Annotated in this window: 20 protein-coding genes; 13 read left to right on the forward strand and 7 right to left on the reverse strand. The window is 54.3% G+C overall.

The window, feature by feature from the left end:
• Positions 1-154 precede the first annotated feature (154 nt).
• Complete coding sequence (locus ACN0XZ_RS16715) at positions 155-1321, reverse strand: saccharopine dehydrogenase family protein (protein WP_417458945.1); 1167 nt, start codon at positions 1319-1321, stop codon at positions 155-157.
• Positions 1321-2406 (reverse strand): saccharopine dehydrogenase, encoded by a 1086-nt coding sequence (locus tag ACN0XZ_RS16720; RefSeq protein ID WP_417458946.1) that lies wholly within the window; start codon positions 2404-2406, stop codon positions 1321-1323. The genes ACN0XZ_RS16715 and ACN0XZ_RS16720 overlap by 1 nt, the downstream gene beginning before the upstream one ends.
• A 197-nt stretch (positions 2407-2603) precedes the next feature.
• On the opposite strand from ACN0XZ_RS16720, the gene ACN0XZ_RS16725 reads away from it, so the two are divergent.
• Positions 2604-3029: an Lrp/AsnC family transcriptional regulator gene (locus ACN0XZ_RS16725; RefSeq protein WP_417458947.1), complete on the forward strand. Its 426-nt coding sequence runs from the start codon at positions 2604-2606 to the stop codon at positions 3027-3029.
• Positions 3030-3036: 7 nt separating this feature from the next.
• On the opposite strand, the gene ACN0XZ_RS16730 is transcribed toward ACN0XZ_RS16725, so the two are convergent.
• The 3 genes from ACN0XZ_RS16730 to ACN0XZ_RS16740 all read right to left on the reverse strand — a co-directional run bounded on the left by ACN0XZ_RS16730 (position 3037) and on the right by ACN0XZ_RS16740 (position 6360).
• Positions 3037-3510: a hypothetical protein gene (locus tag ACN0XZ_RS16730; protein WP_417458948.1), complete on the reverse strand. Its 474-nt coding sequence runs from the start codon at positions 3508-3510 to the stop codon at positions 3037-3039.
• A gap of 95 nt (positions 3511-3605) precedes the next feature.
• Positions 3606-4958 (reverse strand): sensor histidine kinase, encoded by a 1353-nt coding sequence (locus tag ACN0XZ_RS16735; protein ID WP_417458949.1) that lies wholly within the window; start codon positions 4956-4958, stop codon positions 3606-3608.
• Positions 4948-6360: a sigma-54-dependent transcriptional regulator gene (locus ACN0XZ_RS16740; RefSeq protein ID WP_417458950.1), complete on the reverse strand. Its 1413-nt coding sequence runs from the start codon at positions 6358-6360 to the stop codon at positions 4948-4950. The genes ACN0XZ_RS16735 and ACN0XZ_RS16740 overlap by 11 nt, the downstream gene beginning before the upstream one ends.
• 293 nt (positions 6361-6653) lie before the next feature.
• Here ACN0XZ_RS16740 and ACN0XZ_RS16745 point away from each other — a divergent pair, with 293 nt between their 5' ends.
• The 9 genes from ACN0XZ_RS16745 to ACN0XZ_RS16785 all read left to right on the forward strand — a co-directional run bounded on the left by ACN0XZ_RS16745 (position 6654) and on the right by ACN0XZ_RS16785 (position 23682).
• Complete coding sequence (locus ACN0XZ_RS16745; RefSeq protein WP_417458951.1) at positions 6654-7910, forward strand: efflux RND transporter periplasmic adaptor subunit; 1257 nt, start codon at positions 6654-6656, stop codon at positions 7908-7910.
• Between the two features lie 95 nt (positions 7911-8005).
• On the forward strand, positions 8006-8689 hold the full coding sequence (locus tag ACN0XZ_RS16750; protein WP_417458952.1) for an ABC transporter ATP-binding protein: 684 nt from the start codon (positions 8006-8008) through the stop codon (positions 8687-8689).
• 41 nt (positions 8690-8730) lie between these two features.
• Positions 8731-11223 (forward strand): ABC transporter permease, encoded by a 2493-nt coding sequence (locus ACN0XZ_RS16755; protein WP_417458953.1) that lies wholly within the window; start codon positions 8731-8733, stop codon positions 11221-11223.
• 83 nt (positions 11224-11306) lie between these two features.
• Positions 11307-13733 carry an ABC transporter permease gene (locus ACN0XZ_RS16760; RefSeq protein WP_417458954.1) on the forward strand — a complete coding sequence of 809 codons (2427 nt, stop codon included), beginning with the start codon at positions 11307-11309 and terminating at the stop codon, positions 13731-13733.
• 62 nt (positions 13734-13795) lie between these two features.
• Positions 13796-16228, forward strand: a complete 2433-nt coding sequence (locus ACN0XZ_RS16765) for an ABC transporter permease (RefSeq protein WP_417458955.1) — start codon at positions 13796-13798, stop codon at positions 16226-16228.
• 52 nt (positions 16229-16280) lie between these two features.
• Positions 16281-18800, forward strand: a complete 2520-nt coding sequence (locus ACN0XZ_RS16770) for an ABC transporter permease (protein ID WP_417458956.1) — start codon at positions 16281-16283, stop codon at positions 18798-18800.
• 9 nt (positions 18801-18809) lie between these two features.
• The gene (locus ACN0XZ_RS16775; RefSeq protein WP_417458957.1) at positions 18810-21245 is read left to right on the forward strand and encodes an ABC transporter permease; all 2436 of its coding nucleotides are present in this window, start codon (positions 18810-18812) and stop codon (positions 21243-21245) included.
• 226 nt (positions 21246-21471) lie between these two features.
• Positions 21472-22482: a DUF2336 domain-containing protein gene (locus ACN0XZ_RS16780; RefSeq protein ID WP_417458958.1), complete on the forward strand. Its 1011-nt coding sequence runs from the start codon at positions 21472-21474 to the stop codon at positions 22480-22482.
• Positions 22483-22710: 228 nt separating this feature from the next.
• The gene (locus ACN0XZ_RS16785) at positions 22711-23682 is read left to right on the forward strand and encodes a DUF2336 domain-containing protein (protein WP_417458959.1); all 972 of its coding nucleotides are present in this window, start codon (positions 22711-22713) and stop codon (positions 23680-23682) included.
• 32 nt (positions 23683-23714) lie between these two features.
• Here the strand turns inward: ACN0XZ_RS16785 and ACN0XZ_RS16790 are convergent, their stop codons facing one another.
• A complete protein-coding gene (locus tag ACN0XZ_RS16790; RefSeq protein WP_417458960.1) occupies positions 23715-24314 on the reverse strand; it encodes a DedA family protein in 600 nt (199 codons plus the stop codon).
• Positions 24315-24442: 128 nt separating this feature from the next.
• Here ACN0XZ_RS16790 and ACN0XZ_RS16795 point away from each other — a divergent pair, with 128 nt between their 5' ends.
• From ACN0XZ_RS16795 to ACN0XZ_RS16805, 3 genes are read left to right on the forward strand one after another with little or no spacing between them, the layout of a single operon-like run.
• Positions 24443-24940 carry an arsenate reductase ArsC gene (locus tag ACN0XZ_RS16795; RefSeq protein WP_417458961.1) on the forward strand — a complete coding sequence of 166 codons (498 nt, stop codon included), beginning with the start codon at positions 24443-24445 and terminating at the stop codon, positions 24938-24940.
• A gap of 19 nt (positions 24941-24959) precedes the next feature.
• Positions 24960-25619: an MIP/aquaporin family protein gene (locus tag ACN0XZ_RS16800; RefSeq protein WP_417459033.1), complete on the forward strand. Its 660-nt coding sequence runs from the start codon at positions 24960-24962 to the stop codon at positions 25617-25619.
• 23 nt (positions 25620-25642) lie between these two features.
• Positions 25643-26173, forward strand: coding sequence for an adenine phosphoribosyltransferase (locus ACN0XZ_RS16805; protein WP_417458962.1), 531 nt, complete (start codon positions 25643-25645; stop codon positions 26171-26173).
• A gap of 56 nt (positions 26174-26229) precedes the next feature.
• Here the strand turns inward: ACN0XZ_RS16805 and ACN0XZ_RS16810 are convergent, their stop codons facing one another.
• Positions 26230-26604 carry a hypothetical protein gene (locus ACN0XZ_RS16810; RefSeq protein ID WP_417458963.1) on the reverse strand — a complete coding sequence of 125 codons (375 nt, stop codon included), beginning with the start codon at positions 26602-26604 and terminating at the stop codon, positions 26230-26232.
• Between the last annotated feature and the right edge of the window lie 75 nt (positions 26605-26679).

Raw genomic sequence — 26679 nt, forward strand, 5'->3', positions numbered from 1 at the left:
GAACCGGAACCTATCCCCAACATCATGAAACGCATCAAGCGCCGCAAGGTAACTCTCCCCCGGTACACCAAACGCAACATCCGACCCATTCGACAATAAAGCCGATACAAGAGCCTCTCCACCCGTCGTTTTTGACTTCGACACCAATGTCACCTCAAAGCTTGATATTTTCAGCGCGAATATTGAGGCCAGCGGATTTTAAGCCGCGAAGCCAGTTTTTTGCTTCTGCCGCGTCTGTGAGCGCAGCATGAACACCGGGTGTAAACGTGCCCCCGAGCACAGCTTTTATCGCTTGCGCAACGGTAAGCGACACGGTGCGCGCCATTGCGGTCTGCCACCCGCTGCCCACTTCGTCAAGGGCAAGGGACGCCGACCAGATATCCTGTCCGTCTTTGTCGCGTGCACAAAGGGCCACATAGAGAACGACCCGGTCTTTTTCATTCTCGGTATAGCTATGGTCCCGCGATAGCTGCTCTGAAAGCGCCTTCAGCTCATCAATGTCAGCATTCTCAACCTTGGTGAAGATGTCGGCCCAGGCTTTTTTCCAGCCCGAAAGCCTGAGCGTGCCACGAACAAAGGTTTTGAGGTTCTCTTCGCCATGAAGGCCGTATTCTTCGATATAGGGAATGCTGTTGCGGTTCGGGTAAACCTCGAAGGTTTCACCTGCGACTTCAAGGTCGGATACCGCGTGCCATACCTTCTCAGTAACTTTCTCCTCGCCGCCTTCAATGCAGCGTGCCGGGTTGGTGAGAGCTTTGAGCACACCGAAGGGGGTCCATGAAAATTTGTATGTGAACTCAGTCTTCTCAGCCGGGACACCACCACAGTGAGACACAAAGTCGATTTCATGACCTTTGCCGAGAACACCCGCCTCGCGCGCGGTACCAATAAGCACATGCGCGAACAGATGATCAATGCCGGGGTCAAGCCCAACTTCATTTACAAAGGATAGGCCCTTGGCTTTGGCTTGGGCATCCAACGCAGCCATCGCCGGGTCAACATAGCTTGAGGTGACTAGATGGGTGTTTTCCTCAAGCGCTATTTCTGCAACGGTCACATGCAGGGCTGCCGGAAGCATGGACACAACAACATCACCGGCGTTCAGCTTCGCCTTAAAAGCGGCAACAGACGCGTCGTTACCAAGGTCCAGCGTGCCAAAGCCAAGCTTGTTGTCGCCCTTCACCTGTGCTTGCAGCATTTTCGCGCGGGTGTCTGTCATGTCCCAAACGGTCACGCCACCAAGCTCTGTTGCGAGCGCCACGAGGCCGGGCCCTGAAGCCAGGCCAGCACCAATCCAGTGAATGTGTCTGCTCTCAGTCATTACGCTACCTCACTTTTTGTCATGGCGTCACAGGCGTGCTGGTAGGCGGCAGCGCAGTTGACCCAGACAGGATCCTGCGTGCGGGTGACGAGCGTTTTAAGATAGGGCAGCATCATGGTGGCGAACTCTATACTTGCTTCCATTGGCAATAAAGATGGCAAATTGTCGACAGCGATCAAATCAACGCGACCTTCAACGCTTTTGGCTGTGATGGCAGGTGTTTTCCAGCAGGTTGGCGCGCTATAGAGCGGCAGCGGGTTATAGTCGCTGAACGGATCACAGGACACATCCGAGATCACCTTGAGGCGGCTATCTGCCTTGATGTGATGTGGTGCCAGAAATGGCGGAATATGGCCGGTGACATAGGCGCAGTTGATCAGGATATCGTGATTGAGAATAGCCTCGCGGTCGACATCCTTGGTTTCTGCCCGGCCCCATTTGGTTACCCGCACGCCGTGGCGCTCGAGGATTTTAATTGCGCCTGAACCACTGCGTCCGCCTGCGCCGATAACCAAGGCTGTTGGCTGTTCGCTGCTCACGACGCGGCTCTTGATCAGGTCGTCCAGCGCTTTGGCGCTATCGCTCGGGCGTAGTCCCTGGTTGATGAAAGATGGGCGTTCAGCTTTTCTGTCATACCACTGCATAAGCGCAAGGGCTGCGCCCATATACCCAGCCCAGAACCCGAAGGCGGCAACACGGCGGCCATCATCGCCCTTCATATATTCGATATCAAGCAGTGAGCCACCACCACGCAGGAAACGCGACAGGAGCGTTTGCCAGCCGCTCTGTTTCTTAAATGCGTGGGCGAAATATATGTGTGAATGAATGAGCGAACGCGGTTCAGGCGGCAGTTCTTTCAGCCCTAATATTACCGCATCTGTCGGTGCCGTTTCCCAATCGCCGGGCGATGCCATGGTGCAGCCTGCATCCGCATAGAGTGCATCTGTGAAGATGCGCTTGTCTGATTTCTCGATAACAACCTCAATCCCGGCGGCCATCAACTCTTTGGCACCTTCTGGCAAAAGAGGCGTGCGCCGCTCCGTTGTCCGCGCTTCATCCCGAAGCCATATGGTTAGCTTTTTCATCCCGCCACTCACTTACATTACTCCGTCCCTTCATTGACTCTAATCGTGAAAGTGATGGCGATGAATAGCGATATGGTATATTAGTGCCGTCAAATTAACGGTTATTGTCGTATTTTTTCGTTAATACGTCGATTTGAGAATGTTGCGGCAAAAGTGATGGGAGATGCGTTCAACGCATCCGGCAGAGGAGTTTTATTTTGGACAAAACGGATGAAAAACTGCTTCGGCTTTTGACAGCCAACAGCCGCGAGGCGACATCATCTCTCGCCCGAAAGTTGGGGCTCTCCCGATCCACCGTGCAGGACCGAATCAACAGGCTCGTTGAGCGTAAAGTTATCTCCGGCTTTACTGTAAAGCAGCACGAGGAGTTTGAAGGCAAGCTCATTTCAGCGCATGTGCTTCTGTCCATAGACCAGAAGTATGCACAGCAGGCGATTGGGTTGATGAAAACCCATGCGCCGATCAAAACACTTTATGTGGTGAGTGGTGCCTATGATCTGATTGCGATCGTAAAAGCACCAACCATGGAAGAGATAGACCAGACACTCGATTTTATCCTCGCCATCAACGGCGTGATGAAAACAACCACGTCTCTGGTATTGTCCGCCAAGAAGGAAAGCTGATCTTGCCTCAGTAGTAACCACTACCCACATAATTGGGGTTTGCGAGGCAAGGACGACCGTTGAGTGTGGCATCAAAGGTACCAGCATAGATTGGCGGCCTGCCGTCTGCGAAGAAAGTGGCATTATACCCGCGCCCACCATTTGCCCAGTGAGGACAGCGGTATGGTTGGCTGGAATATTGGTTTCCCACCGGCCGGTGGTGTCTCGGGCTTCTATCCAGATATCGGATGGCGGCGCGTTTTTCGGCCAGGCACACACTATCATATCCAATGAATTCGCGGCCTTCATACACTGCGCATTGTGCATAGTCTGCGCGCGATAGTTCCTGTGCCTGTACCGTGTGGGAAAGGGCCATGAAAACTATCATCGCGCCAAGAAGCAGAAGAAACAGGAACAGTGGATTGCTCGCTGGTTTCTCAAGTGCAACAGCTTTAGCCTGCTTCGGATTCTTGGACACCGAGTTACGTTTGAAAACGGTCATCAAAATTCCCTCACCCCATTGGTTTCCGAAGAAAACAGCTTTCGCCCTAATAATGGCATTTTTGAGATGGCGCACTTTCTTCAGGCATTGCCGCGTTAGAAGGTCAGGGTGAACTTGGCACCGCCGCCTTCACGTTCACCAACGCTGACGTTGCCGCCGTGCGCAATCATCACCTGGCGGGTTAGCGCGAGCCCAACACCGCTGCCGTCGCGTTTTGTGGTGAAGAAGGGCACAAAAATCTTTTTGGCAATATCGGCAGGGATGCCGGGGCCGGTATCAGAAACCTCAATGATGACATGACCACGGCGGTTGAGCCGTGCGCTCATGTGAAGGGCTGCGCCGTCTCTGCCCGCCATTGCTTGTTCAGCATTCTTCAGCATGTTGATCAGAACCTGCTCAAGCATATCCCGGTCGGCCGTTACATCCAGTTCCTGAGGCTCGATGTTGACGGAGAAGGTGATGTTTTTTTCATCCCACCCAATGGTGCCAACCTTGGCCACAGACATGAAGAGATCATCGATCCTGAGCAGGTTCTTCTCGGGCGGCGGCAAGCGCGTAAGGCTTCTGTAGCTTGAGACAAATTGCATCAAGCTGTCTGAGCGCCGTGCCACAGTCGTAACGGCGTCTTTCACGTCGCCAAGCTCTTCCACGATTTCGGGACGCGAGGAAACTTTTTCTGTTACATCATCCACAAGGTCGACCGCGGTTTTGGCGAGGCTGGCGACCGGTGTGATGGAGTTCATGATCTCATGGGTCAAGACCCGCACAAGGTCTTGCCAGGCTTGCAGTTGTGCAACGTCCAGTTCGCTCTGGATATTCTGCAAGCTGACAAGCTTTTCGCTGTGGCCCCCGATGATAATCTGGGTGGCAGCGATTGCGAGCTTGAGGGTCATATCGTCACTTGAGAAGGTGGCCAGACGGCGGTCTCCGGCCTCTAGCTGTCGTACCTGCTTGCCAAAATCGGTGCCGAACTGGTCGAAGTCTCTTATCTGGGTAACGTGTGCGCTACCAAACAGGCGTCGGGCTGCATTGTTCCAGAGAGTGACCGAACCGCTTGCGTGAACGGAGAGAAGGGGGACAGGAACATGCTCAATCAGTGCTTTGAGGTGCCGTAGTTCTTCTTCCTTGTTTGACCGTGCTTCCTGAAAGCGGTCGAGGATATCCCCGAAAGTATCACCAAGTTCACCAAAACCGGCGCCCAGCCGTTGCAAATTGAAGCGTTGGCTATAGTCAGCGTAGCGTGCTGCATCAAGAAACCGTGTGATTTCAGAGTTGGTTTTGGAAACGAAATTGATCACCTCCCACGTTTGGCCGCTGACAATAAAAAACACCAGCAAGGTGGCCGCATGGTACCCCGGCACGACAACCACATATGTGAGTGCAAGCAGTGAGAGCATGATCAACCCCATCCTGCCAGCCAGCATCAGGCTGAATTTTTTAAAGCCCATGCTTTTCCATCCTTCTGTATAGCGCGGCGCGGGTTAAGCCCAAATCCTTGGCGGCGTGGCTGATATTATAGCGGTGTTTTTTGAGCGCTTCTTCAATGGCGCGGCGTTCAAGCCGTTCGAGGTTCAAATCATCTTCGGAAAGCTGAACGACGGGTGCTTCCTGCTTCACTTCCTTAACCGCGCCGGGTTGATTAGGCTGTTCATCCAGCTGGAAATCCTGCGGCTCGAACATCTCTCCTTCCGAGAGGATTACTGCCCGTTCGATGGCGTGCCTGAGCGCGCGCACGTTTCCAGGCCAGCCGTATCGTTCAATGGCATGGCGGGCATCATCCGAAAATACCTTCTCGGACACACCATATTTGCGGGCATATTGACCCGCGTAAAACTCTGCGATTTCAGTGATGTCGTCGGTGCGGGCACGTAACGGTGGCAGGGTGATTTCAACGGTATTGAGGCGGAAGAGTAAATCTTGGCGGAAAATCTCTTCATCCCTCAGCTTTTGCATGGGTACGTTGGTGGCGGCAATGACACGCACGTCGATCGGCACAGCCTTGTCTGAGCCAACAGGGGCGACCTTGCGCTGCTCGAGAACCGTCAGCAGCTTGGCCTGCAGATGAAGGGGCAGGTTACCAATCTCATCAAGGAAAAGCGTGCCGCCATTTGCGGCCTGGAGCCTGCCAACACGGTCATCGCGGGCATCGGTGAAGGCGCCTTTCTTGTGGCCAAAAAGTTCACTTTCAAACAGGCTTTCGGTCACCGCACCCATATCAACGGACATGAACACCTTGTCAGCGCGCAGCGAGCGTTGGTGCAGTTCTCGTGCGATCAATTCTTTACCGGTGCCGTTCTCTCCAAGGATCAGAACATTTGCGTCTGTGGGTGCGGCGCGGTCTACCATAGAAAGGACTTCTTTCATGGCTGTGCTTCGGCCAAGGATAGGCTGGTTTGAGGCGCTTACCGCTTTCGCGAGCGTGCGATTGGTTTTTTTCAGCTCTTCTGCTTCTGTGCGGCTGCGCCTCAGCTTGACACTGGCGGAGAGGGTCGCGACCACCTTCTCGTTCTGCCACGGTTTGGCAATGAAGTCCGTTGCACCCTTCTTCATGGCTTCAACCGCAACATTGACCCCGCCATGGGCGGTGATCATGACAACAACAGCCTGTGGGTCGATCTCCAGTATACGGGAAAGCCAATGAAACCCTTGCGCGCCTGAGCTCTCACCCGGCCCAAAATTCATATCAAGCAAGATGGCGTCAAAACTTTGGTCAGCAAGTAACTCCGGCACCAGCTCCGGCTTGTTGCAGGTCACAACCGTGCCGTAGTGGCGTTTCAAAAGAAGCTTGCCCGCGACAAGGATATCCTCATCGTCGTCGACGATTAAAATCCTACCGTCATTAGCTGTCATTCATATGTCCTCAGATGTTTTTTGTTGTTGTTCGATACCGTACACAGCGTGTTCGATATCGTACAGTGTTTTGTGTTCGATATCGCACATCTGTTAGCAATATCTATGTTTTTCAATGACTTGAGTTTTGGCATGGCCTTTGCGCTATACCTCCCCACAGGGCAAAACGCCGATAACGGATGACAGCAATGGGTACAGTGACGGATATGGAACAAAAGCAAAAAAATGACCGGACAGTTTCGATGCACGGAGGCGCGACCCGCACACCGGGGGGCGCTGTTACGGGCTCGGGAATGGACCGCAGGGTAGAAAAGAAAAAAACACCATGGAAGAAGTTTGCCATTGCTGCTGGCGCGGTTGGCCTCGTGGTTTTGGTCGCCAGTGTGGTGATGGACGCGTCCGGCGGTCGTAGTTTCAAGGTGGCTGAAGGTCGGATTGTGGTGTCTACCGTAACCGAGGGTACGTTTGAGGACTTTATCCCGGTTCGTGGTCGGGTGACGCCGCTGAAAACGGTTTTCCTTGATGCCATTGAAGGTGGTCGTGTTGAGCGTGTGCTGGTGGAAGACGGCACGATGCTGAAGAAGGGTGACCTGATCGTTGAGCTTTCAAACACCACACTTCAACTTGAGGTAACCCGCAACGAAGCGTTGGTGACCGAACAACTTAACAACATGCGCACCATTGAGCTTAGCCTTGAGCAGAACCGCCTCGCGCACAAGCGCAACCTCGTTGAGATCAATTACCAGATCAAACGCCTGGAACGGCAGGTTACCCGCGAGCGTGAACTGATCAAAACCAACGCAATTTCACAAGCTCAGCTTGATCAAACTGAAGATGAGCTTGAATACTACCGCAACCGGCGCGACGTAACGCTTGAAAGCCAGGCAACGGATGCGCGGCTGCAGGAAACCCAGCTCAAGTTTCTGAAAACCAGTGGTGAACAGCTGGAAACCAGCCTTGTGTTTGCACGCAAAAATCTGGCGGCGCTGAATGTGCGGGCACCAGTTGATGGCAAGCTCTCTGGTTTCAACGTTGAAATTGGCCAAAGCATCAACCGTGGTGGTCGGCTTGGCCAGATCGACGATCCTGAGAACTACAAGCTTACTGCAAATATCGATGAATTTTACCTTGGTCGTGTTGACCTGGGGCAGGAAGCCAATTTTGAGCGTGGTGGCGACAATTTCACCATGAAAATCGCCAAAATCTACCCACAGGTCGCGAACGGCCAGTTTGAAGTAGACTTTGTTTTCGAAGATGAGCAGCCGGAAGGCATCCGCCGCGGCCAGACACTTCAAACCAAACTCACCCTTGGTGATGCCACGGCAGCAACTCTTATCCCGAACGGTGCCTTCTATCAGGATACCGGCGGCAACTGGGTTTTTGTTGTGACACCTGAGGGCGACCAGGCCGTGAAACGCAATGTGCGTCTTGGCCGCCGCAACTCCCGCTTCATTGAGGTTCTTGACGGCCTTGAGGTTGGCGAGCGGGTTGTAACCTCACCCTACACCAGCTTTGTGGAGATGGACCGCCTCAAGCTGGGTGGAGAATAAAACGGTCCGAGTTACGACGCGAGATATGGCCCGGGCGACAGCGAGGATAGCGTCTGGGCCATCAAGAATATGGGCAACGAGGAAAGGAACACGGAATGCTCAAACTACATAATCTTTCAAAGGTCTACCGTACTGACGAAGTAGAAACCGCAGCGCTCAACAGCGTGAATATCGAAATTGAAAGCGGCGAATTTGTTGCGATCATGGGGCCTTCAGGTTGCGGCAAGTCAACGCTTCTGAACATTGTTGGTATGTTGGATACCCCTTCAAGCGGGGACTATATCTTCATGGGCGAGAATGTGGCGCGTTACGGTGAGAGCAAACTCTCAAACATCCGTAAGCAGCACATTGGTTTCATCTTCCAGAGCTTTAACCTGATTGATGAGCTGACAGTGGAAGAGAACATCGAGCTCGCGCTCCTGTATCACAACATCCCTGCCAGCGAGCGCCGTGACCGTGTTGCGCGCGTTATGGACAAGGTAGGCATCGCGCACCGCGCTAAGCATATGCCGAGCCAGCTTTCAGGTGGTCAGCAGCAGCGTGTGGCCGTAGCGCGTGCCGTTGTGGGCGATCAAGCCATGATCCTCGCGGATGAGCCGACCGGTAACCTTGATAGTGCCCACGGCCAGGAAGTGATGGAAATGCTGCAAAGCCTCAACGAAGAAGGCACGACCATTGTGATGGTAACGCACAGCCCGGCACATGCCGACTATGCACGCCGCACGATCAACCTCTTTGATGGTCATGTAGTGACAGAAAACCTGCGCGCGGCTGAATAAAAACAACAAGAGCCCATAACACGACAGCGGGAGGACAAAAAATGTTCCGTAACTATATAAGCGTGGCGCTCAGAAACATTCTAAAACATAAGCTCTACAGCGCCATCAATATCATCGGTCTGGCTGTTGGCCTGGCCGCCTGCGTAATGATCATGCTCTTCGTGCGTGATGAACTTTCCTACGACAAGCACTGGTCAAACGCGGAGCGTATGTACCGCCTTAACACCACCTTTAACCCACCGGGCCGCGAGCCCTTCATCACCCCTATGGCACAGGGGCCAACCAAGCACGCCCTCAAGAACTTCTTTCCAGAAGAGATTGATCAGGTAACCCGGTTCAACAGCATGCGGGTGGTTTTGCGCAAGGATAGCGATGTCTTTAGCGAAATCCTGATGTGGACTGATAGTGAAACCAGCGACATGTTCGATTTTGACGTGGTTGCAGGTGACCTGCACGCCACCCTTCGGGACAACGCGAGCCTCGCGATTAACGAGACTTTCGCGAAAAAATACTATGGCGACAGAAACCCGATCGGCGAGGTTCTAACGGTTAACGTCCATGATCTTGAACGGGACTACCGTATCGGTGCGGTGTTCAAGGATTTGCCGCATAACACGGTGCTCGACTTCCAGGGCATGGCCATGATCGACGAGAAGGATTTCGAGAATCAGGTTTGGGAATTTACCCAATGGTTCAGCGTGAACAACTTTGTGTATTTCACGGTGAAAGATGGGGGCTCGATTGAGGGTATCAATCGCCGTCTCAACGACTTTGCCGATGCACATATCGAAGTTTCCGGCGCGACCTCAAACGGTGTGGAAGCCAAGGCATCTGATTTCGTAAAATATGCGACACAGGCGCTGACGGATATTCAGCTTCACCCGGCGGCTCCTTCGGGCAGTGAGATGAAGCCTATTGGCAGCATGACCAATGTGCTCATCTTCACAGCGATCGCAGGCCTCATCCTGTTGATTGCATGTATTAACTTCATGAACCTGGCGACAGCAAAGTCAACCCAGCGTGCGCGCGAAGTAGCGCTTCGCAAGGTGCTCGGCGCAAGCCGGAGTCAGTTGGTTGGCCAGTTCCTCGGCGAATCTGTGCTGCTGGCCTGTATTGGCCTTGTTTTCGGCACCGTGCTGGTGGAACTTCTGCTGCCATCTTTCAGCAGCTTCGTGAACAAAGAACTGGCGTTTGACTATCTGGACGGCCTCACCCTGATGATCCTCTTTGGGCTCATTGTGGTTGTGGGTGTTCTGGGTGGTGTGTATCCGGCGCTGGTGCTGTCCGGCTTCCGGCCTGCCTACGTTCTGAAGGCCAACAAGTCGGCTGAATCCAGTGGTTCGGCTTCCCTTCGCAACGCGCTTGTGATTGTGCAGTTTGCCATCTCGATCGCGCTTATTGTTTCAACTGGGGTGGTCTATGGGCAGAAGTTTTATGCCACCAACCTTGACCCCGGTTTCAACAAAGAGAACCTCATGGTCGTGCGCAACACCAGCCGTGTTGGTGCGGCGGATAAACGGGATACTTTCAAGGAAGAGGTATTGCGTCTCCCCGGTGTTGTGAGCGCGGCTTTCTCAAGCGATGCACCTTCAAGCGGTAACGAAAGCAACAACTCGGTCACCATCCCGGGCGACGATAGCGGTCGTTCGATGCTGATCGGTATTCATCGGATCGATTATGAATTTCTCGATACCTATGAAATTCCTCTGCTCGCCGGGCGTAACTACAGCCGTGACTATCCTACCGATATGATGCCCAACCCGTCACAAGCGGAGGACGGCGAACTTCTGCAGGGCAGTGTGATCGTAAACGAGGGTGCGCTCAGGCGTTTCGGGTTTGGTACACCGGAGGAGTCTGTCGGGCGCGTTATACAGATGGGACTTGGGGAAAATGTTCAGGTGCAACTCACCATCATCGGTGTGATCCCTGATACCAAGTTTCAGTCGCTGCGCAGCATTATGCGGCCTGAAATGTACACACTCTCGCCCTTCGGCTTCAATAACCTGAACGTTCGGTATCAGGGGAACCCGGCCGAGCTTGCGAGCAGGATGGAGCAGATCTGGAAGTCCCTGATCCCGACTGTGCCATACGCGTATGACTTTGTAGACGAGCAGATGGCGGAAGAGTTTGAGGCTGAGGAAAATCAGTCTGTTCTTCTGGGCATCTTCGCAAGCCTCGCTGTCGTGATCGCATGCCTTGGCCTGTATGGCTTGGCCTCGTTCACTGCGGAACGCCGCACCAAAGAGATCGGCATTCGCAAAGTTATGGGGGCCAGTGTGTTTGACATCGTGCGCCTATTGCTGTGGCAGTTCTCAAAACCTGTTTTGATCGCGAACCTGATCGCATGGCCACTCGCTGTGTGGGGCATGTTGGCGTGGCTCGAGAACTTCCCTTACCGCATTGAAGAGTGGGTTTTGGCACCCCTTTGTATCGTGGCGGGGCTGATCGCTCTTGCCATTGCGTGGGCCACCGTTGGTGGCAACGCCGCCCGTGTGGCGCGCTCCAACCCCATCGACGCATTGCGGTACGAATAACAATCTTTGCTGGGCCTGCCGCTCGCGGGCCCAGCCATTTCCATAAGCCCAAAAAAGGGCGTGCGAGGATTAACGAGGAAACGATGTTCAAGAACTATATGATGACAGCAATACGGAACCTGTTGCGGTACAAACAGTATACCCTGATCAATATTCTTGGGCTTGCGGTAGGTTTGGCTGCCTGCCTGCTGATCCTCCTTTATGTGAATTTCGAGCTGTCATACGACCGTTGGATTCCCAATAACGACCGTGTCATGCGGGTTGAAACACTGACGTATGACCGGGACGGAAATTTTAACAATAATGACGAATCTATCCCGCCCGTCGCGGCCCCCATTTTTGCAGAACAGGTTGAGGGTATTGAACAGTTTTCCCGCCTTCTGGGCGACAATGTAGCCATCGCGGTTGATGGCAATGCCTATGATCAGGAAATTACCGTCGCTGACCCGGGGGTGTTCGACCTCATGGGGATTAATCTCCTTGAAGGGGACGCGGCGACAGCGCTTAGTAGCCCGGACGCCATCGTCTTGAGTGTATCGGATGCCCGCCGCATCTTTGGGGAGCAATCGCCACTTGGCCGCGTTGTGAAAATCAACGGTGAACATTCCCTCAAAGTCACGGGTGTGATGCCGGATTGGCCCAAAGCATCGGATCTTGAGGTGCATGCCTTTATCCCGGGCACCACGCCGGTGTTCGACCATATGCCGTGGCGGTTCACCAGTTGGGGGTCTTTCTCTGGCCCAACCTATGTGAGGCTCGCGGAGGGTATTTCACCAGAGCAGGTTGCTCAGGAGATGAATGCACTTGCGGTCCGTGTTGGTCCGTCCAACAGGTTTCAGGACCGCATCAATGACGGCATGAAACCCCAGTATGAGTTTCACCTTACCAAGGCCGTGGACGCGCACCTCAAAAGCGATATTCGTGGCGGTGATGGCCGCGGCAGTATCGCGAACCTGATTACCGCGGGCGTGATTGCTTTCCTTATCCTTGCGATTGCGGTGATCAATGTTGCCAACCTTGGCACCATGCTGGCGATGAAGCGTGTGCGTGAGGTAGCAATCAGAAAAGCTCTGGGTGCCGAAGGCCGCCATCTGATGATGCAGATACTCGTAGAGTCAGTGGCTCTTACCTTCCTTTCCATGCTGATCGGCGTGGCAATGGCGGAAGCCTCGCTCCCGCTCTTCAGTGACCTGATGAACCGGGACCTGACGAGCACACAGATTTATGGCCCCGCCATGCTCGCTACGCTGATTGGCTGCACCACGCTCGTGGGTATCATCTGTGGCCTCTACCCAGCGCTGGTGGCGGTGCGTTTCCGGCCGGTTGATTATCTGGCGGGCATGAAGCCAAAGCTGGGAAGCCGCTTCCGTAACGTGCTGATCGTTCTTCAGTTTGCAGCCACCATTGGCCTGTTGACGACATGTCTTGTGGTGTTCATGCAAGCTGAGTATGCCAAATCGAAAGATGCAGGGTTTGACAGCGCTCAACTGGTGGAGATCAGCGGCATCGCCCGTCCGATCGTATTGAGGCGCGAGGCAGCCCTTCGGGAAGCATTTATGCGGATCGAGGGTGTGGAGGCTGCTGCCGCATCTCATGGCATGCCCGGTCATGATTATAACAACTGGAATGGTGTGCATCTGGCTAACGGCGTGTCTAAGGATATGCGACGTTTTGCTATGTCGGAAGAGTTGTTGCCGCTGCTTGGCGTCAAGCCAATCGCTGGCCGTTTGTTTGATAAAAACCGTCCTTCGGATTCCCGCACAGGTACCGATCAGGGTGCCTCGGGTGCCATCATTCTCAACGACATTGCCGCCCGTGAATTAGGCTTCGTTAACCCTGAGGACGCGATTGGCAAGGATGTGAGCACATGGGATGATTTCCACTCCACTATCATCGGGGTGGTGGAAAATCTGCGTACACGGTCTGCCCGGTCCGAACCCAGCGCGACCTATTATTGGATCGGCCCGCACGAATTCCGTCATGTGGTGCTCAAGGTGAAGCGCGAGGGTATGGCGGAAACGCTGTCTGAGGTTGACCGTGTATGGCGTGAGTTTTTCCCTGATCTGCCCATCAGCCGCCAGTTTGTCGATGATGCCTTTGCTGAATATTATGACACGGAACGCAGACAGGGGTGGTTGTTGCTCTTCAGCGCAGGGGTGATGGTGGTTATCGCTGTGATGGGGCTTTATGGCCTCGCGGCCCTCGCAACAGAGCGTCGCTCCAAGGAGATTGGTATTCGCAAGGTGCTGGGTGCGCGCAGCCACAATATTGTGTCACTGCTTCTGTGGCAGTTCTCAACGCCCGTTTTGATCGCAAACCTGATCGCTTGGCCCATCGCGTGGTGGAGCCTGAGCTCGTGGCTCGAAAGCTTCGTGGACCGCATCAACCTCTCGCCGCTTCCGTTCCTGTTCGCGGGGCTGGGGGTGTTGCTTGTGGCGTGGATCACCATCATCGGGCACACGCTCAAGGTGGCGCATTCAAATCCGATAAAAGCACTGAGGTACGAGTAAAAGACCGCGTAAGTGCGCCGATAAAGCGGCACGACGACAGCTGGTAAAGGGAGGACACAAAAGTGTTCCAGAACTATCTGAAAATAGCGATGCGCAACCTGATGCGTCACAAACTGTTCTCATTCATCAATATCGCGGGGCTCGCGATAGGACTCGCGGCGTTTATTCTGATCACGCTTTTTGTGCGGGATGAATTTTCCTGGGACAGCCACTGGACACGCGCTGAAGATATCTATCGGCTTGAGAACACAATGACGCGCGCCGGTGAGCCTGATCGTTCGTCACCGAATGCCGTCGATCCACTCAAGGACATTTTTTTTGATACCTTTGCGGAAGTGGAAGACATCGCTCGCTACATGGATGTTGGTATCACGCTACAAAACAACGGTGAACTTTTCAGCCAGCGGGTGTTGATCGCCGATCATAACTTTTTTGAGTTTTTCGATCTCACGTTTCTTGAAGGAAGTGCGGCTGGTGCCTTCAGCAACCTCAGCAATGTGGTGCTGAGCGAACGCACAGCAAAAAAATACTTCGGCGACAGTCCTGCGCTGGGGCGCACACTGTCGATCAGCCTCTCAGGCGAGTTTAAGGATTTCACAGTTGCTGGTGTAGTCGAAAACCCGAAAGATAACTCTATTGTGGTGCATGATTTTATTGCGCCTTTCAACCGAGAGTATTTTGTTGGCGCCCGTTGGTTCACGGAAGACTGGCGTTTTCCTATCCGGCAAACATTTGTGCGCTTTGCCTCCGGTACTGACATCAGCCTTGTTGAAGCACAGTTCCCGGACATCGTTGAACGCCACTTGCCTAAAGGGCAGGACGGTATGGAAACCGGGCGAAATTGGTCTGTCGTGCTTTCACTTGTGCCGATTGAGGATGCGTACCTGTTTGGCAACGGCTCAAACGCTGACCCCGATGTATTATACGCCTTCCTGGGGGTTGCTGTGCTGATCCTGCTTATTGCGGTGGTAAACTTCCTCAACCTCTCCATGGCGCGGACAGCGCACAGGGCGCGCGAGGTTTCTATGCGCAAAGTGCTGGGCGCGAGCCGGCGGCAAGTGCTGCAGCAGTTCCTTTCAGAATCGGTCATTCTGGCACTGATCTCGCTCATCATTGCGCTCACGCTCGTTGAGTTGGCGCTGCCATATTATAATGCCTTCCTCTCGTCGCTTGTGGAGATGGACCTGCTGGGTGACCCGGCGCTGCTCGCGGCGGTGATTGCTCTTGGTGTGGGCGTGGGGCTGAGTGCGGGCAGCCTGCATGCAGCCTATTTTGCCATGCTGCGGCCGCGCGATGTTTTATATAGCAACACCTCCCCGGATGCTGGCACGAGTGGCCTGCGGGCTGGCCTTGTGGTAGCGCAATTCTCCATCTCCGTGGCGCTGATGATTATCGCCTTTTTTGTCAACCAACAGACTGAGTTTGCGCGGCATCTCGAGCTGGGGTTCAAGGCTGAAAACCTGATTGTGATCGGCGGGACCAACAATCAGCGCTCAGAGGATATCAAACAGAGGCTTTTGGCCAGTCCTTACATTGAGGCGGTGGGTCGCTCATCCGACGTACCAACTGAAGGCAGCGAAGACAGGCTGTACATCCGCCCCATCTCGGGCAGTGACCCCGTGATGCTGGACGGCCTGCCCACAGGGCCGGATTTCTTCAAGGTGTATCAAATCCCGCTTCTGGCGGGGCGTTACCTGACGGACGCCGAGGCGGACACGCTGCGCTCAAGAGAGGACGGCGCCGAGTATAAAGCGGAAACTAATATCGTGATCAACGCCATGGCGGCCAAACTTCTTGGGTTTGATACCCCTGATGCTGCCATCGGGCATATCATGCCGACAGACCTTTCAAGCAGCCTGCGCATCAATACGACCATTGTGGGTGTTGTGCAGGATTTCCACTTCGATAGCGCGCGAGACGTCATCCGCCCCGGTATCTATTATGTGGATCAGGGTCGTCAGTCAGACATGAGCGTGCGCATCATAGGGCGTAACAGGGATGAAGCGGTCGCCGCCATTGAGGCTATCTGGAGGGAGACCTATCCGGGCAGCCTGCTTTCCTACCGCGTGATGACCGACATGGTGGAAGCTCAGTATAAAACTGATGACCGGCTTGGCGATATTCTGGCGATCTTCACACTGCTTGCCGTGACCATCTCCTGTATGGGGCTTTATGGTCTTGCATCCTTCACGGCTGAACGGCGCACCAAAGAGATTGGTATCCGCAAGGTTTTGGGTGCCCGCCTTGGTGACATTGTACGCCTGCTTTTGTGGCAGTTCTCCAAACCGATCCTGATTGCAAACCTGCTGGCGTGGCCTGCGGCCTTCTATTTCCTGAATGATTGGCTGAACGGCTTTGCCTACCGGATCGAGCTTGGGGTTCTGCCGTTTGTTATCATTGGCGCGACCGCGCTGTTCATTGGCTGGCTGACCGTAGCGGGGCATGCCGTCCTTGTTGCCCGGTCGAACCCCATTCAGGCGTTAAGACACGAATAAAAAAGCTGGTGGGGTAACGCCCCACCACAAACCATAATGCGAGGGAAAAACGATGTTTAAAAACTATCTGATGACGGCCTGGCGGCACATTATCAAAAACAGATTGTTTTCATTGATCAATGTGCTGGGTTTGGCGATAGGGTTGATGAGCTGCATTCTCATTCTCCTTTTTGTGCGTGACGAACTGACATATGACCAGTGGATTCCGGAAGGGGACCGTGTGGTACGGCTGCATAGCGCCTTCTATGCGCCCGGACGTCCGCCGTTTTTAACCGTACGGTCCGCCGGACGCATGATGGAAGCGATGAAAAACTACGCTTCCGCCGAGGTGGAAGACGGTGTCAGACTCGTGGTTGAGGGCACATCTATCCTTCAGGACGACCGGGCCTTTGATGAAACCGTTTATTTTGCCGACGGGTCTTTCTTCAATGTTTTCCCGCTGCCATTTGCTGATGGTGATGCGAGCCGCGCCTTCTCAAAACCGATGGATCTGGTTATCAGTGAAGATGTCGCAATTCGCTATTTTGGCCGCACGGACGTAGTCGGTGAAACGCTTACATCCTGCTGTCTGGATAGCACGCCGATCACCCTTCAGGTGACGGGTGTGATCAAGAACGTGCCGGAAAATAGCCACTTTGACATCGACTTTCTGGTCTATATGGACCCTGCGATGTTCGACCCATACCCGAATATCCTCAACACCTGGACAAGCGTGAACACCTACACCTATTTCAAACTTCGTGAGGGGGCGACCGCTGCAGACCTTAAAGAGCGTCTCTACTATTGGCTCGATAACGAAAGCCCCTTTGTTGAGATGGGTCGCGCACAAGGAATGGAGGGCAAACCAAGTGGGTTTATCCGCCCGAACGTAATGCCACTGCATGATCTGCACCTGCATGCCAGAAAAGACGCTGGCAACATGGGTGATTTGAACGCCATGGGTGATGTGCAAAGTGTTTATGCCTTCGCAATCGTGGCCATTCTTATCCTTGTGATCGCATCCATCAATTTCATGAACCTTGCAACCGCACGCGGCATTCGCCGGGCTCGCGAAGTGGCGCTCAGGAAAGTGATGGGCGCCTCACGGTTGCAGGTTGCCGGTCAGTTTCTTGGTGAAGCTGTTGCAGTTGCCTGTATTGCCCTTCTGGTCGCGCTCGTAGGCGTTGAGACGGCACTTCCGGTTTATAATGATGCGATCAACCGCACGCTTGAGTTTGATCTCACGGGCGACCTGCCCCTGTTTGCTGCTCTTGTAGGGGTGGCTGTGGTCGTTGGTCTGCTTTCGGGCAGCTATCCTGCGGCTTATCTGTCGCACTTCCGGCCTGCAAAAATCCTGAAGTCCAACAAGTCGTCTGACAGTGCGGGCGCCAGCAAGTTTCGAACAATACTCGTTGTGTTTCAGTTTGCGATTTCAATCGGCTTGATTGTCTGCACGGCGGTGATCTATGGCCAGACCCAATACGCACGTAACATGGATGTGGGCTACAGCTACGAAAGCAAGCTTGAACTTCTGGGTATGCGCCGCGCTGGTGTTGCTGAGCAGCGGGATGCGATTGCTGACGCTCTGCGTCAGATGCCGGGTGTTGAAAGTGTTGTTTATTCAAGCGAGGCGCCAAGCCAGGACAATGAAAACAATACCGGCTTTCAACTGCTCTCAAATGAAGATGAGGGCACGGGTGGTGACGAGGTTGTCATCAACTATCACTCAATGGGGTATGATTTCTTTGAAGCCTATGACGTAAAGCCGCTGGCTGGCCGTACGTTTGACCGCGCGTTTGGTACCGACGAGACGGTTGCGATCCCCGAGGAAGAAAACCGTATGGGAGCTTCAAGTGTGGTGATTAATGAAACCGCGATGCGGGCGCTTGGCCTTCGCTCACCTGAAGAAGCTGTTGGCCGTGTACTTCGCGCTGACGTGTGGCAGGCGGGCCAGTATGACCTCACCATCATCGGGGTTACGCCGGATATCTATTTCCGGTCACTCAAGTTTGGTGTGCGCCCAACCGTGTACTTCAACCAACCTGACCGCTTCAATGTGGCAACGATCACCTTCAACACCAATGATATCCCAGCACTTCTGAACAATGTGGAGAAGGTCTGGAGTGAGTTTGCGCCGCTTGTGCCGATGCGCCGCGAGTTTCTGGTGGACATGCTGGATGCCCAGTATCAAGCCGAGGACGCGCAGGCCACAATGTTTGCGGCCTTCTCAGTGCTGGCGGTGATTGTGGCCTGCCTTGGGCTCTATGGCCTGGCGTCTTTCACGGCCGAACAGCGTACGAAAGAGATCGGCATCCGCAAGGTGTTGGGGGCTACGGTGCGAGATATTGTGCAGCTACTTGTCTGGCAGTTTTCTCGTCCCGTCCTGATTGCGAACATCATCGCATGGCCGCTTGCGTGGTATGTGATGTCCGGTTGGCTTGAAGGGTTCCAATACCGTCTGGACAGCAGCTTTATCTGGGTGCTGGCCCTTGCGGCGGGGGCGATCGCACTTCTTGTCTCGTGGCTGACGGTGGCGTCTCGCGCCATCAAGGTGGCGCAGTCAAACCCTATCCACGCTCTTCGCTACGAATAGGAGGACACGGTGTTGCTCACCCATCTGAAACTAAGCATCCGGCATATCGTCAAACAGAGGTTGTTTTCGCTCATCAATATTGTGGGGCTCGCCGTTGGGCTCGCGAGCTGTGTTGCGATCCTTCTTTTTGTGCGTGACGAGATGTCCTATGACAGCTTCTGGCCAGAGGGTGAGCAAATCCATCACATTACGTGGCACAGCACGCCGGAAGGGCGGGGTGAGCTCTATCTTGGTGCAACACCCGGCCCAATCGGCCCTTTGCTTGCCAGTGATTTCGGGGCGGATATGGAGGCGGTAACCCGCGTCACCAATTCGTCAGAAGCCATTATTCGTGACGGACAGGGCTTGCCCGCCACAGCATATTTTGTGGACGCGAACTTCTTTGATGTGTTCCAGCCACGGTTCTTAGCGGGTGCCAGAGAGACGGCGCTTCAGGATGTCTCCGGCCTCGTGATCACGGAGAGTGCGGCCCAAAAGTTCTTTGGGGAACGCGATGTGCTTGGCAAGGAAATTCACTTCGGCTCTGGTCGTAGCTTTATCGTCTCCGGCGTGATTGAGGACCTGCCGCCAAATACCCAGTTCAGTTATGAAGTGATCGTGCCGCTCCTGGATACAGACTTTGTTGAGGACGGCCATGTCCTGACAGAGAGCTGGGACAACATCGGCTTCATGACATTTGCGAAGCTCAGGAAGGGTGTGGCAGCCACGCGGTTCGATACCCTGTTTGGGCCGTTTCTTGACCGTTATGCCCCGGATTGGGGGCCGGATTTTGTGGCCTCAAAACGCTGGCAGATGGAGCTGGTGCCCGTTGCGGACATGCATATGTATGGCCCGGCGCGGGCGGTATACAAGCCCAAGGGGGATATCAATACGGTGTATGCCTTTGTGGCCATTGCTCTCCTGATTCTTGTGATTGCCTGCCTGAATTTCATGAATTTGGCCACTGCGCGCTCTGCGGCGCGGGCACGTGAGGTGGCTGTGAGGAAAGTATTGGGAGCGGGCCGGGCAGACATCATCAGACAGTTCCTTGTGGAAACGGCTGTGATGGTAGGCCTGTCGGTTATCCTCGCGCTCACAATCCTTGAGCTGGTCCTGCCGTATCTCAATGAGGTTTTGGCCAAAGTGCTGCGGCTTGATTATGCGGGGGACCCGCTATCGCTTGCGGCTCTTGCCGGGCTTGCACTGATCACTGTGATTGGGGCTGGTCTTCACCCGGCCTTGGCCACATCACGTTATCTGCCCGCGCGGGTTCTGCGGGCGGGGCGGTCTGAACCCGCAGGGTCCGTGCGTCTGCGCATGGCGCTTGTGGTTATCCAGTTCGCGATTTCCATCTTCCTTATCACCGCAACAACCATCGTCTATCGCCAGCTTGGTCATATGCAGTCTATCGACCGGGGCTTTGATGCGGAGAATGTTCTCTGGGTCAGCAAGATGAGCGATGCTGCTGTCGCACCCATGCAGGAAGCGTTTAAAAAACGGTTGCTGGACCATCCAGATGTGGTGAGCGCAGCCTATAGCTGGACGCTGCCAGGATACAGCGGCCGCAGCTATAACGGTGTATCAGGTGTTGACGGCAAGGAAGTATCACCAACGGTGATCACCACCCGTTATGTGGATGAAGATTATTTCGCAACCTATGGCACTGGTGTAACCGACGGGCGTTCGTTCTCAAGGGCCTATGGCACAGACCCCATGCGTGAGCGGGGGGAGGCCGACTGGCACGATGGTGCAGGCCTCGTGAACCGGGCCGCGCTGGACTATCTGGGGCTAGGGACTGCCGCAGAAGCTGTGGGGAAAACCATCCAGCTCGATACCATCACCGTTACGATTATTGGCGTGGTGGAAAACACACTGGTTGATCATGTGGCCTCCGGGTCGGAACCCATGCTGTATGTCAATGATCCGGGTTCCTATGCTCGCCTTGGTGTGCGCTACCGCGGTGGTGATGTAGCCATCAAGGATGTAGTTGAGGGTATCTGGCGTGAGATGTTCCCGCTTGTGCCGCCCCGCATGGGCTTTCTGGACGAAACACTGGAAGCACAGTTTGCCGCAGACCGGGAGCGGGGTTTCATTTTTGCAGTTTTCTCCGGCCTCGCCATATTGATCAGCCTTCTGGGGCTCTATGGGCTCGCAAGTTTCTCAACGGCGCAACGTGCCAAGGAAATCAGCGTACGCAAAGTGCTGGGTGCCCGTGTCAGGGACATCGTGTCCCTGCTCGTGTGGCAGTTCTCGAAACCCGTGTTGTTCGCGAGCCTTATTGCGTGGCCGCTCGCTGTCTATTTCATGCAAAGCTGGTTGATGCGTTTCCCAAGCCAGGTGGGTTTTGACGCGCTCACGTTCCTCGCACCAAGCATTGGTGCCCTGGTTCTGGCGTGGCTTGCCGTTGGGGGGCACGCAGCCGTTGTAGCATCCAGTAACCCTATCGCGGCCTTGAAAGAAGAATAGGCCAACAAATCTCTCGCGTCGGGAGGCAACTCCCGGGCAACAACTCAAAGGGGGCATTTGCCCCCTTTCTTTTATCTGATGCACGTCTGTGTTGTATCGGTGATCTCTCAATTTTAGTTAACATTTTAGCCATTCCTTGACGAAAAGCTTAGGAATGCGTGAGATACTGCCAATATCAGGCCAGTATAGTTGCAGTAGAACCTTCAGGCACCAGAAGGCTATTTCATTGAGTACAACGGACATCACCATGCTGATTGATACTGTAAAACTGGAAAAAATGGCGCTCGCGAAGCGGGTGGGCCAATTTCTTGTTGCGGAACAGGTGCAGGAAGAACGCGCAACGGTAGAGAATGTTGCGCGTGTTCTGGCGCAGGATGTCAGCGCGCAGGTGCGTGAGGTGTTGGCTTATGAACTGCGTAAATGCAAAGTGCTTGCGACTGATCTGGCCGAAAAGATCGCCCATGATGTAGAGAGCGTCTCAGGCGCTTTCCTTGGCGAGACCATGGTGTTTACCGATAAGGAATGGCTTAAGCTTATCCCCGGCCTCAAGGAGCCCAGCCTTGTGGTTGTGGCGCGCCGGAAGGACCTCAGTGATTCTGTGCAAGCCAAACTGGCGACCGTGGGTCAGGAGCCGACGGTAACGTCGCTTGTGCGGAACGACAACCTCACCCTCGCTGAAGTGGCCTGTGATAAGGTGGTGGACCGGTTTGGTGATAATCGCCGCATGATGGACCACCTTGGCGCCCGCGCTGACCTGCCGCTCAAGGTTGTTGAACGCATTATCAACAATGTATCCGATCATTGCCGCGAAATGCTGATCGAGCATTATGCCGTTGATCAGGGCATCGCTTCAAAGATGGCGGAAGACAGCAAGATTGAAGTTCTGTGGACGCAGCTCAAAAACGCGAGCCCGACCCAAATTCATGCTTTTGTTACCGACCTCAGGAACGACCGCCGCCTCAATTACCTTCTGGTGATCGAGATTACTGGGCGTGGTTGCCCAAGTTTTATGGAAAGCTCGCTGGCGCTGGAGGCAGGGCTGCCGCTTGGTCGTATTCGCGAAATACTCTCGCTTGAGGACCCGGCCGCGTTTGTGCGCTTGATGCAAATGGCGAATGTGAGCAAATCCATGGCGCCGCGTTTCCTGCAGCTCGCGAAAAAATTCTACAGCAAAACCAGCAATGTGACACCAATCAAGAAGGACGAAGACAGCGCCCAAAAGGATGCCGTCGCCTGATACTGCTTGGTGTCATTCTCCTTTACCCTGCAAGCATGTTTTGCGGGGTATTTTTTTGTGAGCTGGCAACAGTGTGAAGCTCTGTTTGTACTGGTTGGAATGCACCCCAAAACCACGAGCAATTAATGAAAATTTTACGGATTAATTGATTAAATAATAAGACTTGGGTGCCAGAATATCCGCTGCCATAGAAAATGGTGTGGGAATTATATTGGAGTCGAAAAAGTGATGAGTTTGGCCCTTGGCAACCTGGTCAACGCGGATCGCCTAGAAAAGGTGGTGTTGGCGCAGCGTGTTTCGCGTTTCCTGAGTTCAGAGGGAAGAAATACGGAAGAAGTAGAGGCCGCGACAAATATTGCGCGGGCGCTGGCGCAGGACCTTAGCGTTCAGGTGCGTGAGACCCTGGCGTTTGAACTTCGTCTTTGTCGGCATTTGCCGCAAGATTTGGCCGCGCGCATCGCAAGCGATGTGGAAAGCGTCTCTGGTGCTTTTGTGGAAACTACATTTGCCCTGAGCGATAGCCAGTGGGCAGGCCTGATCCCTCATCTTGAAGAGCATGCGCATATTCGGCTCGCGCGCCGCAGCGATATTGGCGAGCAGACAGCGCTTGCGCTTGTCGCCAGCGGCTCCGGTAAAACCGTCACCTATGTGATGAAGAACATCAATATCAAGATCACGGGCGAGATTTGTGACAAGACGCTGCAGCGCTTCTCAATAGAGCAGGGCGTGATGGATGCGATGGCGCACCGTGAAGACCTGCCCATCGCGGTGGCGGAGCGAATAATCGCCCTCGTGTCCGAGCAGTGTCGTCAGGTTCTTTTGAGCAATTATGCCCTGCCAGACCAGGTGGTGGGAGAGCTGCTCTTTAAAACCCAGAATGAAACACTGTGGCGACAGATTGCGCAGGCTGGGCCAGCCCAGGTGCATGGGTATGTGGTGGATTTGAAGAAGCAGGGCCGTTTGTCTGAAATGCTGACGCTGGAGATGGTTGAGCGGGGTAGTTTTCAGTTCCTTGGTAGCGCACTGGCGATAGAAGCTGGTGTAACGCTGGGCGAGGTGCGGGCCGTGCTTGAACAAGGTGAGTTGCGTGCGCTTCTGGCACTCATCCAAAAAGCGGGGTATGGCAAAACATCTGCCCAACGTATATTTCGCATACTCAAAGAAAATGACATTGCAATAAACCGTACCGGTAGCCACTGAAAGGCACTGGTCTATCGCGCTCTCAGGTGGGTCTAACGATCCACCTGTTTTAGTATGGCGGCATGGTCACTTTTATTCGCGAGTATGCGTATTGGGATGAGTATGAGCCCCGCCGCTATAACACCCGCGATGGTACTGACAAGCCATCCATCTGCCGCGAAAAACTCTCCGGTCCGGCTCACCACAATCATGATAACTGTGCACCACACTGCGCCGCCAAGGCCCGCGACGGTGATAAAACGCGTGGGCGACAGGTGCAGGTAGCCAAACACCAGATAGACTATGCTGCGCGTGCCCGGGATAACGCGTGACAGCAATAAAACACTCGTCTGTTTTGGCGTGATCCAGGCCTCAAGTTTGGCCATGCCCTTCGCGGGTAGCCACCGGGCAGCCCATGGCAGTTCCTTGGTCATATAGCCAAATAGATAAACAGCGCAGTCACCCGCCAGGATGGCTGTGGTCAGCGCTGCGGTCGTGGCAATGCCGCCAAGAAGCCCAGCACCGACCATAATGCCAGCTGCGATCACGGCGGCGGTGTCAAAAAACAGCGATAGCGCCATCAGCGCCAGCGTAAGCTGTAGGGGCTCAGCCGCGAAAGACTGTAACCACATCATGAAGTCTTCAATGAGCATTTGGCCTAACGCTTCCTCAGGTGTGATGTTACGCATACCCTAGTGGGCGTTGACGGTCTTGTCATCTTGCGGTCATCATCATTTATGTATAAAAGAATCCATAATTCTGGAAATAAGGAATTTTAAGCGTGACCCAATCCCCTTACAGAGTATTGATCTTGTGTACCGGAAATTCGGCGCGGTCAGTGCTTGCGGAAGCAATCCTGAACCGGCGCGGTGCGGGTCGCTTTGAGGCTTTTAGTGCCGGTAGTAAGCCCGCAGGTAAGGTGAACCCTTATGCCTTGAAGCTCCTCGCGAGCAAGGGATACGACACCGCCGGTTTTCGCTCAAAAAGCTGGGATGAGTTTGCAGGGGCCGGTGCACCCGAAATGGATCTGGTTATCACGGTATGCTCAAACGCCGCCGGGGAGACATGCCCTATCTGGTCAGGTGCGCCGGTGCAGATACACTCAGGCTACCGTGACCCTGCAGCAGCTACCGGAACAGATGAAGAGATACTCGCCGTTTTCAGTGAAGTTTATGATGAGATTGACCAGTTTATGCAGGTGCTCGTCGCCACAGACACCACTGCAATTTCGCCGCAGGAACTTAAGGCCCGTTTGATGGCGGCGGCAAACAATGACTGATCGGGAGGGCACGGTGGCAATGCACCAAAAACTGTTGGCGGAACTTGTGGGCACCATCATGCTGCTCGCAACCGTGGTGGGTTCCGGCATCATGGGGGAAACACTCGCGGCGGGTAATGCAGCTGTTGCACTCTGGGGGAACACGGCGGCAACAGGGGCTATCCTGATTGTGCTGATCCTTGCTTTTGGCCCCATCTCCGGCGCGCATTTCAACCCGGCGGTTACCCTTGTATTCCTCGCGAAAGGTGAGGTCTCAAGGCAGCAGGCAGCGGCCTATATTGGGGTGCAGATCATTGGTGCGGTGCTGGGGGTTGTGCTCGCGCATGCCATGTTTGACCAAGCACTTATCCAAACCTCCCTTCATATCCGCACCGGTACAGGCCAGTGGATCAGCGAGGCGGTTGCCACCTTCGGGCTATTGCTCGCGATCCTTGGCACACTGCGCGCGCGCCCTGATGCAGTGCCCTATGCTGTGGGGCTTTATATCACAGCAGGTTACTGGTTTACGGCCAGCACGAGCTTCGCAAATCCCGCGGTGACAATCGCACGGTCCATGACCAATACCTTCTCTGGCATCGCCCCCTCGGATGTATGGCCCTTTATTGCGATGCAATTCATTGGTGCTTTTATCGCTCTTTTCTTGTTCAAGGCGCTCGGGAAGCGTAATCTGGCCTCCTAGTCCAATCTGGCAAGAGGTTATATATGAAGGACTTGAAGTCCTATATCCGCACGGTTCCTGATTTCCCGAAAGAGGGTATTCAGTTCCGGGATGTCACAACACTTCTGGGGAACCCGGCATCTTTTCGGCATGCGGTTGATGCCATTGTCGCGGCATTCAAGAATGACAAGGTCCAGAAAGTCGCAGCGATTGAAGCGCGTGGGTTTGTGCTTGGGGGTGCCATTGCACACCGGTTGGGCGCAGGCTTTATTCCCATCCGCAAGGAAGGCAAGTTGCCTGAGCAAACCATCGCGGAAAGCTATTCACTTGAATATGGCGAGGCCACACTTGAGATGCATCTTGACGCCCTTGCGCCAGGCGACCGTATCCTTGTGGTTGATGACCTGATCGCCACGGGTGGCACGGTAGACGCAGCGCTTGCGCTTATCGACCGGCAGGGTGGCGACGTAGTTGGTTGCGCCTTTGTGGTGGACCTGCCAGACCTTGGCGGTAGCACAAAGCTCAAGGCCCGCTGTGAACGGGTTGTGAGCCTGTGCAGCTTCGACGGTGACTGAGAGAAAAGATGCCGCATGGACTATATCCATGCGGCTTATCGTTATGCCCCGGTTTTTTATGTTTCAGTGTTCTTAAACACAATCACCGCAAACAGGATCATCGCCACCAGAACAACGATCGATGATATGCCCGCCAGCGGTTCTATTCCGGGAAATCCTGCAAACATTGAATAAAGCGCCACCACCATACCGATGAGGCCAAGGTGTGCCAGCCATTTGTGTGCCACCATCAGTTTGCTCACTTCAATGTCACCAAAACCCCGGTAGATGACACCATAAAGCGCCATAGATACCCAACCCAGCAACATAAGGTGAGCGTGGGTGGGCATCTGGCTATGGTCGTGTGATGAAGCCATATGGATGCCCATCACCATACCGAGCACAGCATATATCACCGCCGCCCGAAGGAAGTGTCCAGACAGTTTAGTCATGATAGATTTTCTCCAAAAATACTGAACCGGCCCCTATGCTCCGCACATGGTTCAGCGTCAATCGGCAGAAAAACT

The organism is Kordiimonas sp., from assembly GCF_048264555.1.
Classification (GTDB): Bacteria; Pseudomonadota; Alphaproteobacteria; order Sphingomonadales; family Kordiimonadaceae; genus Kordiimonas.

Coding starts and splice junctions, on each gene's coding strand:
- ACN0XZ_RS16720 (WP_417458946.1), bottom strand. CDS start 2,406: ATGAAAAAGCTAACCATATGGCTTCGGGATGAAGCGCGGACAACGGAG.
- ACN0XZ_RS16785 (WP_417458959.1), top strand. CDS start 22,711: ATGAGTTTGGCCCTTGGCAACCTGGTCAACGCGGATCGCCTAGAAAAG.
- ACN0XZ_RS16730 (WP_417458948.1), bottom strand. CDS start 3,510: ATGACCGTTTTCAAACGTAACTCGGTGTCCAAGAATCCGAAGCAGGCT.
- ACN0XZ_RS16760 (WP_417458954.1), top strand. CDS start 11,307: ATGTTCAAGAACTATATGATGACAGCAATACGGAACCTGTTGCGGTAC.
- ACN0XZ_RS16800 (WP_417459033.1), top strand. CDS start 24,960: ATGCACCAAAAACTGTTGGCGGAACTTGTGGGCACCATCATGCTGCTC.
- ACN0XZ_RS16745 (WP_417458951.1), top strand. CDS start 6,654: ATGGACCGCAGGGTAGAAAAGAAAAAAACACCATGGAAGAAGTTTGCC.
- ACN0XZ_RS16790 (WP_417458960.1), bottom strand. CDS start 24,314: ATGCTCATTGAAGACTTCATGATGTGGTTACAGTCTTTCGCGGCTGAG.
- ACN0XZ_RS16810 (WP_417458963.1), bottom strand. CDS start 26,604: ATGACTAAACTGTCTGGACACTTCCTTCGGGCGGCGGTGATATATGCT.
- ACN0XZ_RS16755 (WP_417458953.1), top strand. CDS start 8,731: ATGTTCCGTAACTATATAAGCGTGGCGCTCAGAAACATTCTAAAACAT.
- ACN0XZ_RS16770 (WP_417458956.1), top strand. CDS start 16,281: ATGTTTAAAAACTATCTGATGACGGCCTGGCGGCACATTATCAAAAAC.
- ACN0XZ_RS16715 (WP_417458945.1), bottom strand. CDS start 1,321: ATGACTGAGAGCAGACACATTCACTGGATTGGTGCTGGCCTGGCTTCA.
- ACN0XZ_RS16740 (WP_417458950.1), bottom strand. CDS start 6,360: ATGACAGCTAATGACGGTAGGATTTTAATCGTCGACGACGATGAGGAT.
- ACN0XZ_RS16750 (WP_417458952.1), top strand. CDS start 8,006: ATGCTCAAACTACATAATCTTTCAAAGGTCTACCGTACTGACGAAGTA.
- ACN0XZ_RS16735 (WP_417458949.1), bottom strand. CDS start 4,958: ATGGGCTTTAAAAAATTCAGCCTGATGCTGGCTGGCAGGATGGGGTTG.
- ACN0XZ_RS16805 (WP_417458962.1), top strand. CDS start 25,643: ATGAAGGACTTGAAGTCCTATATCCGCACGGTTCCTGATTTCCCGAAA.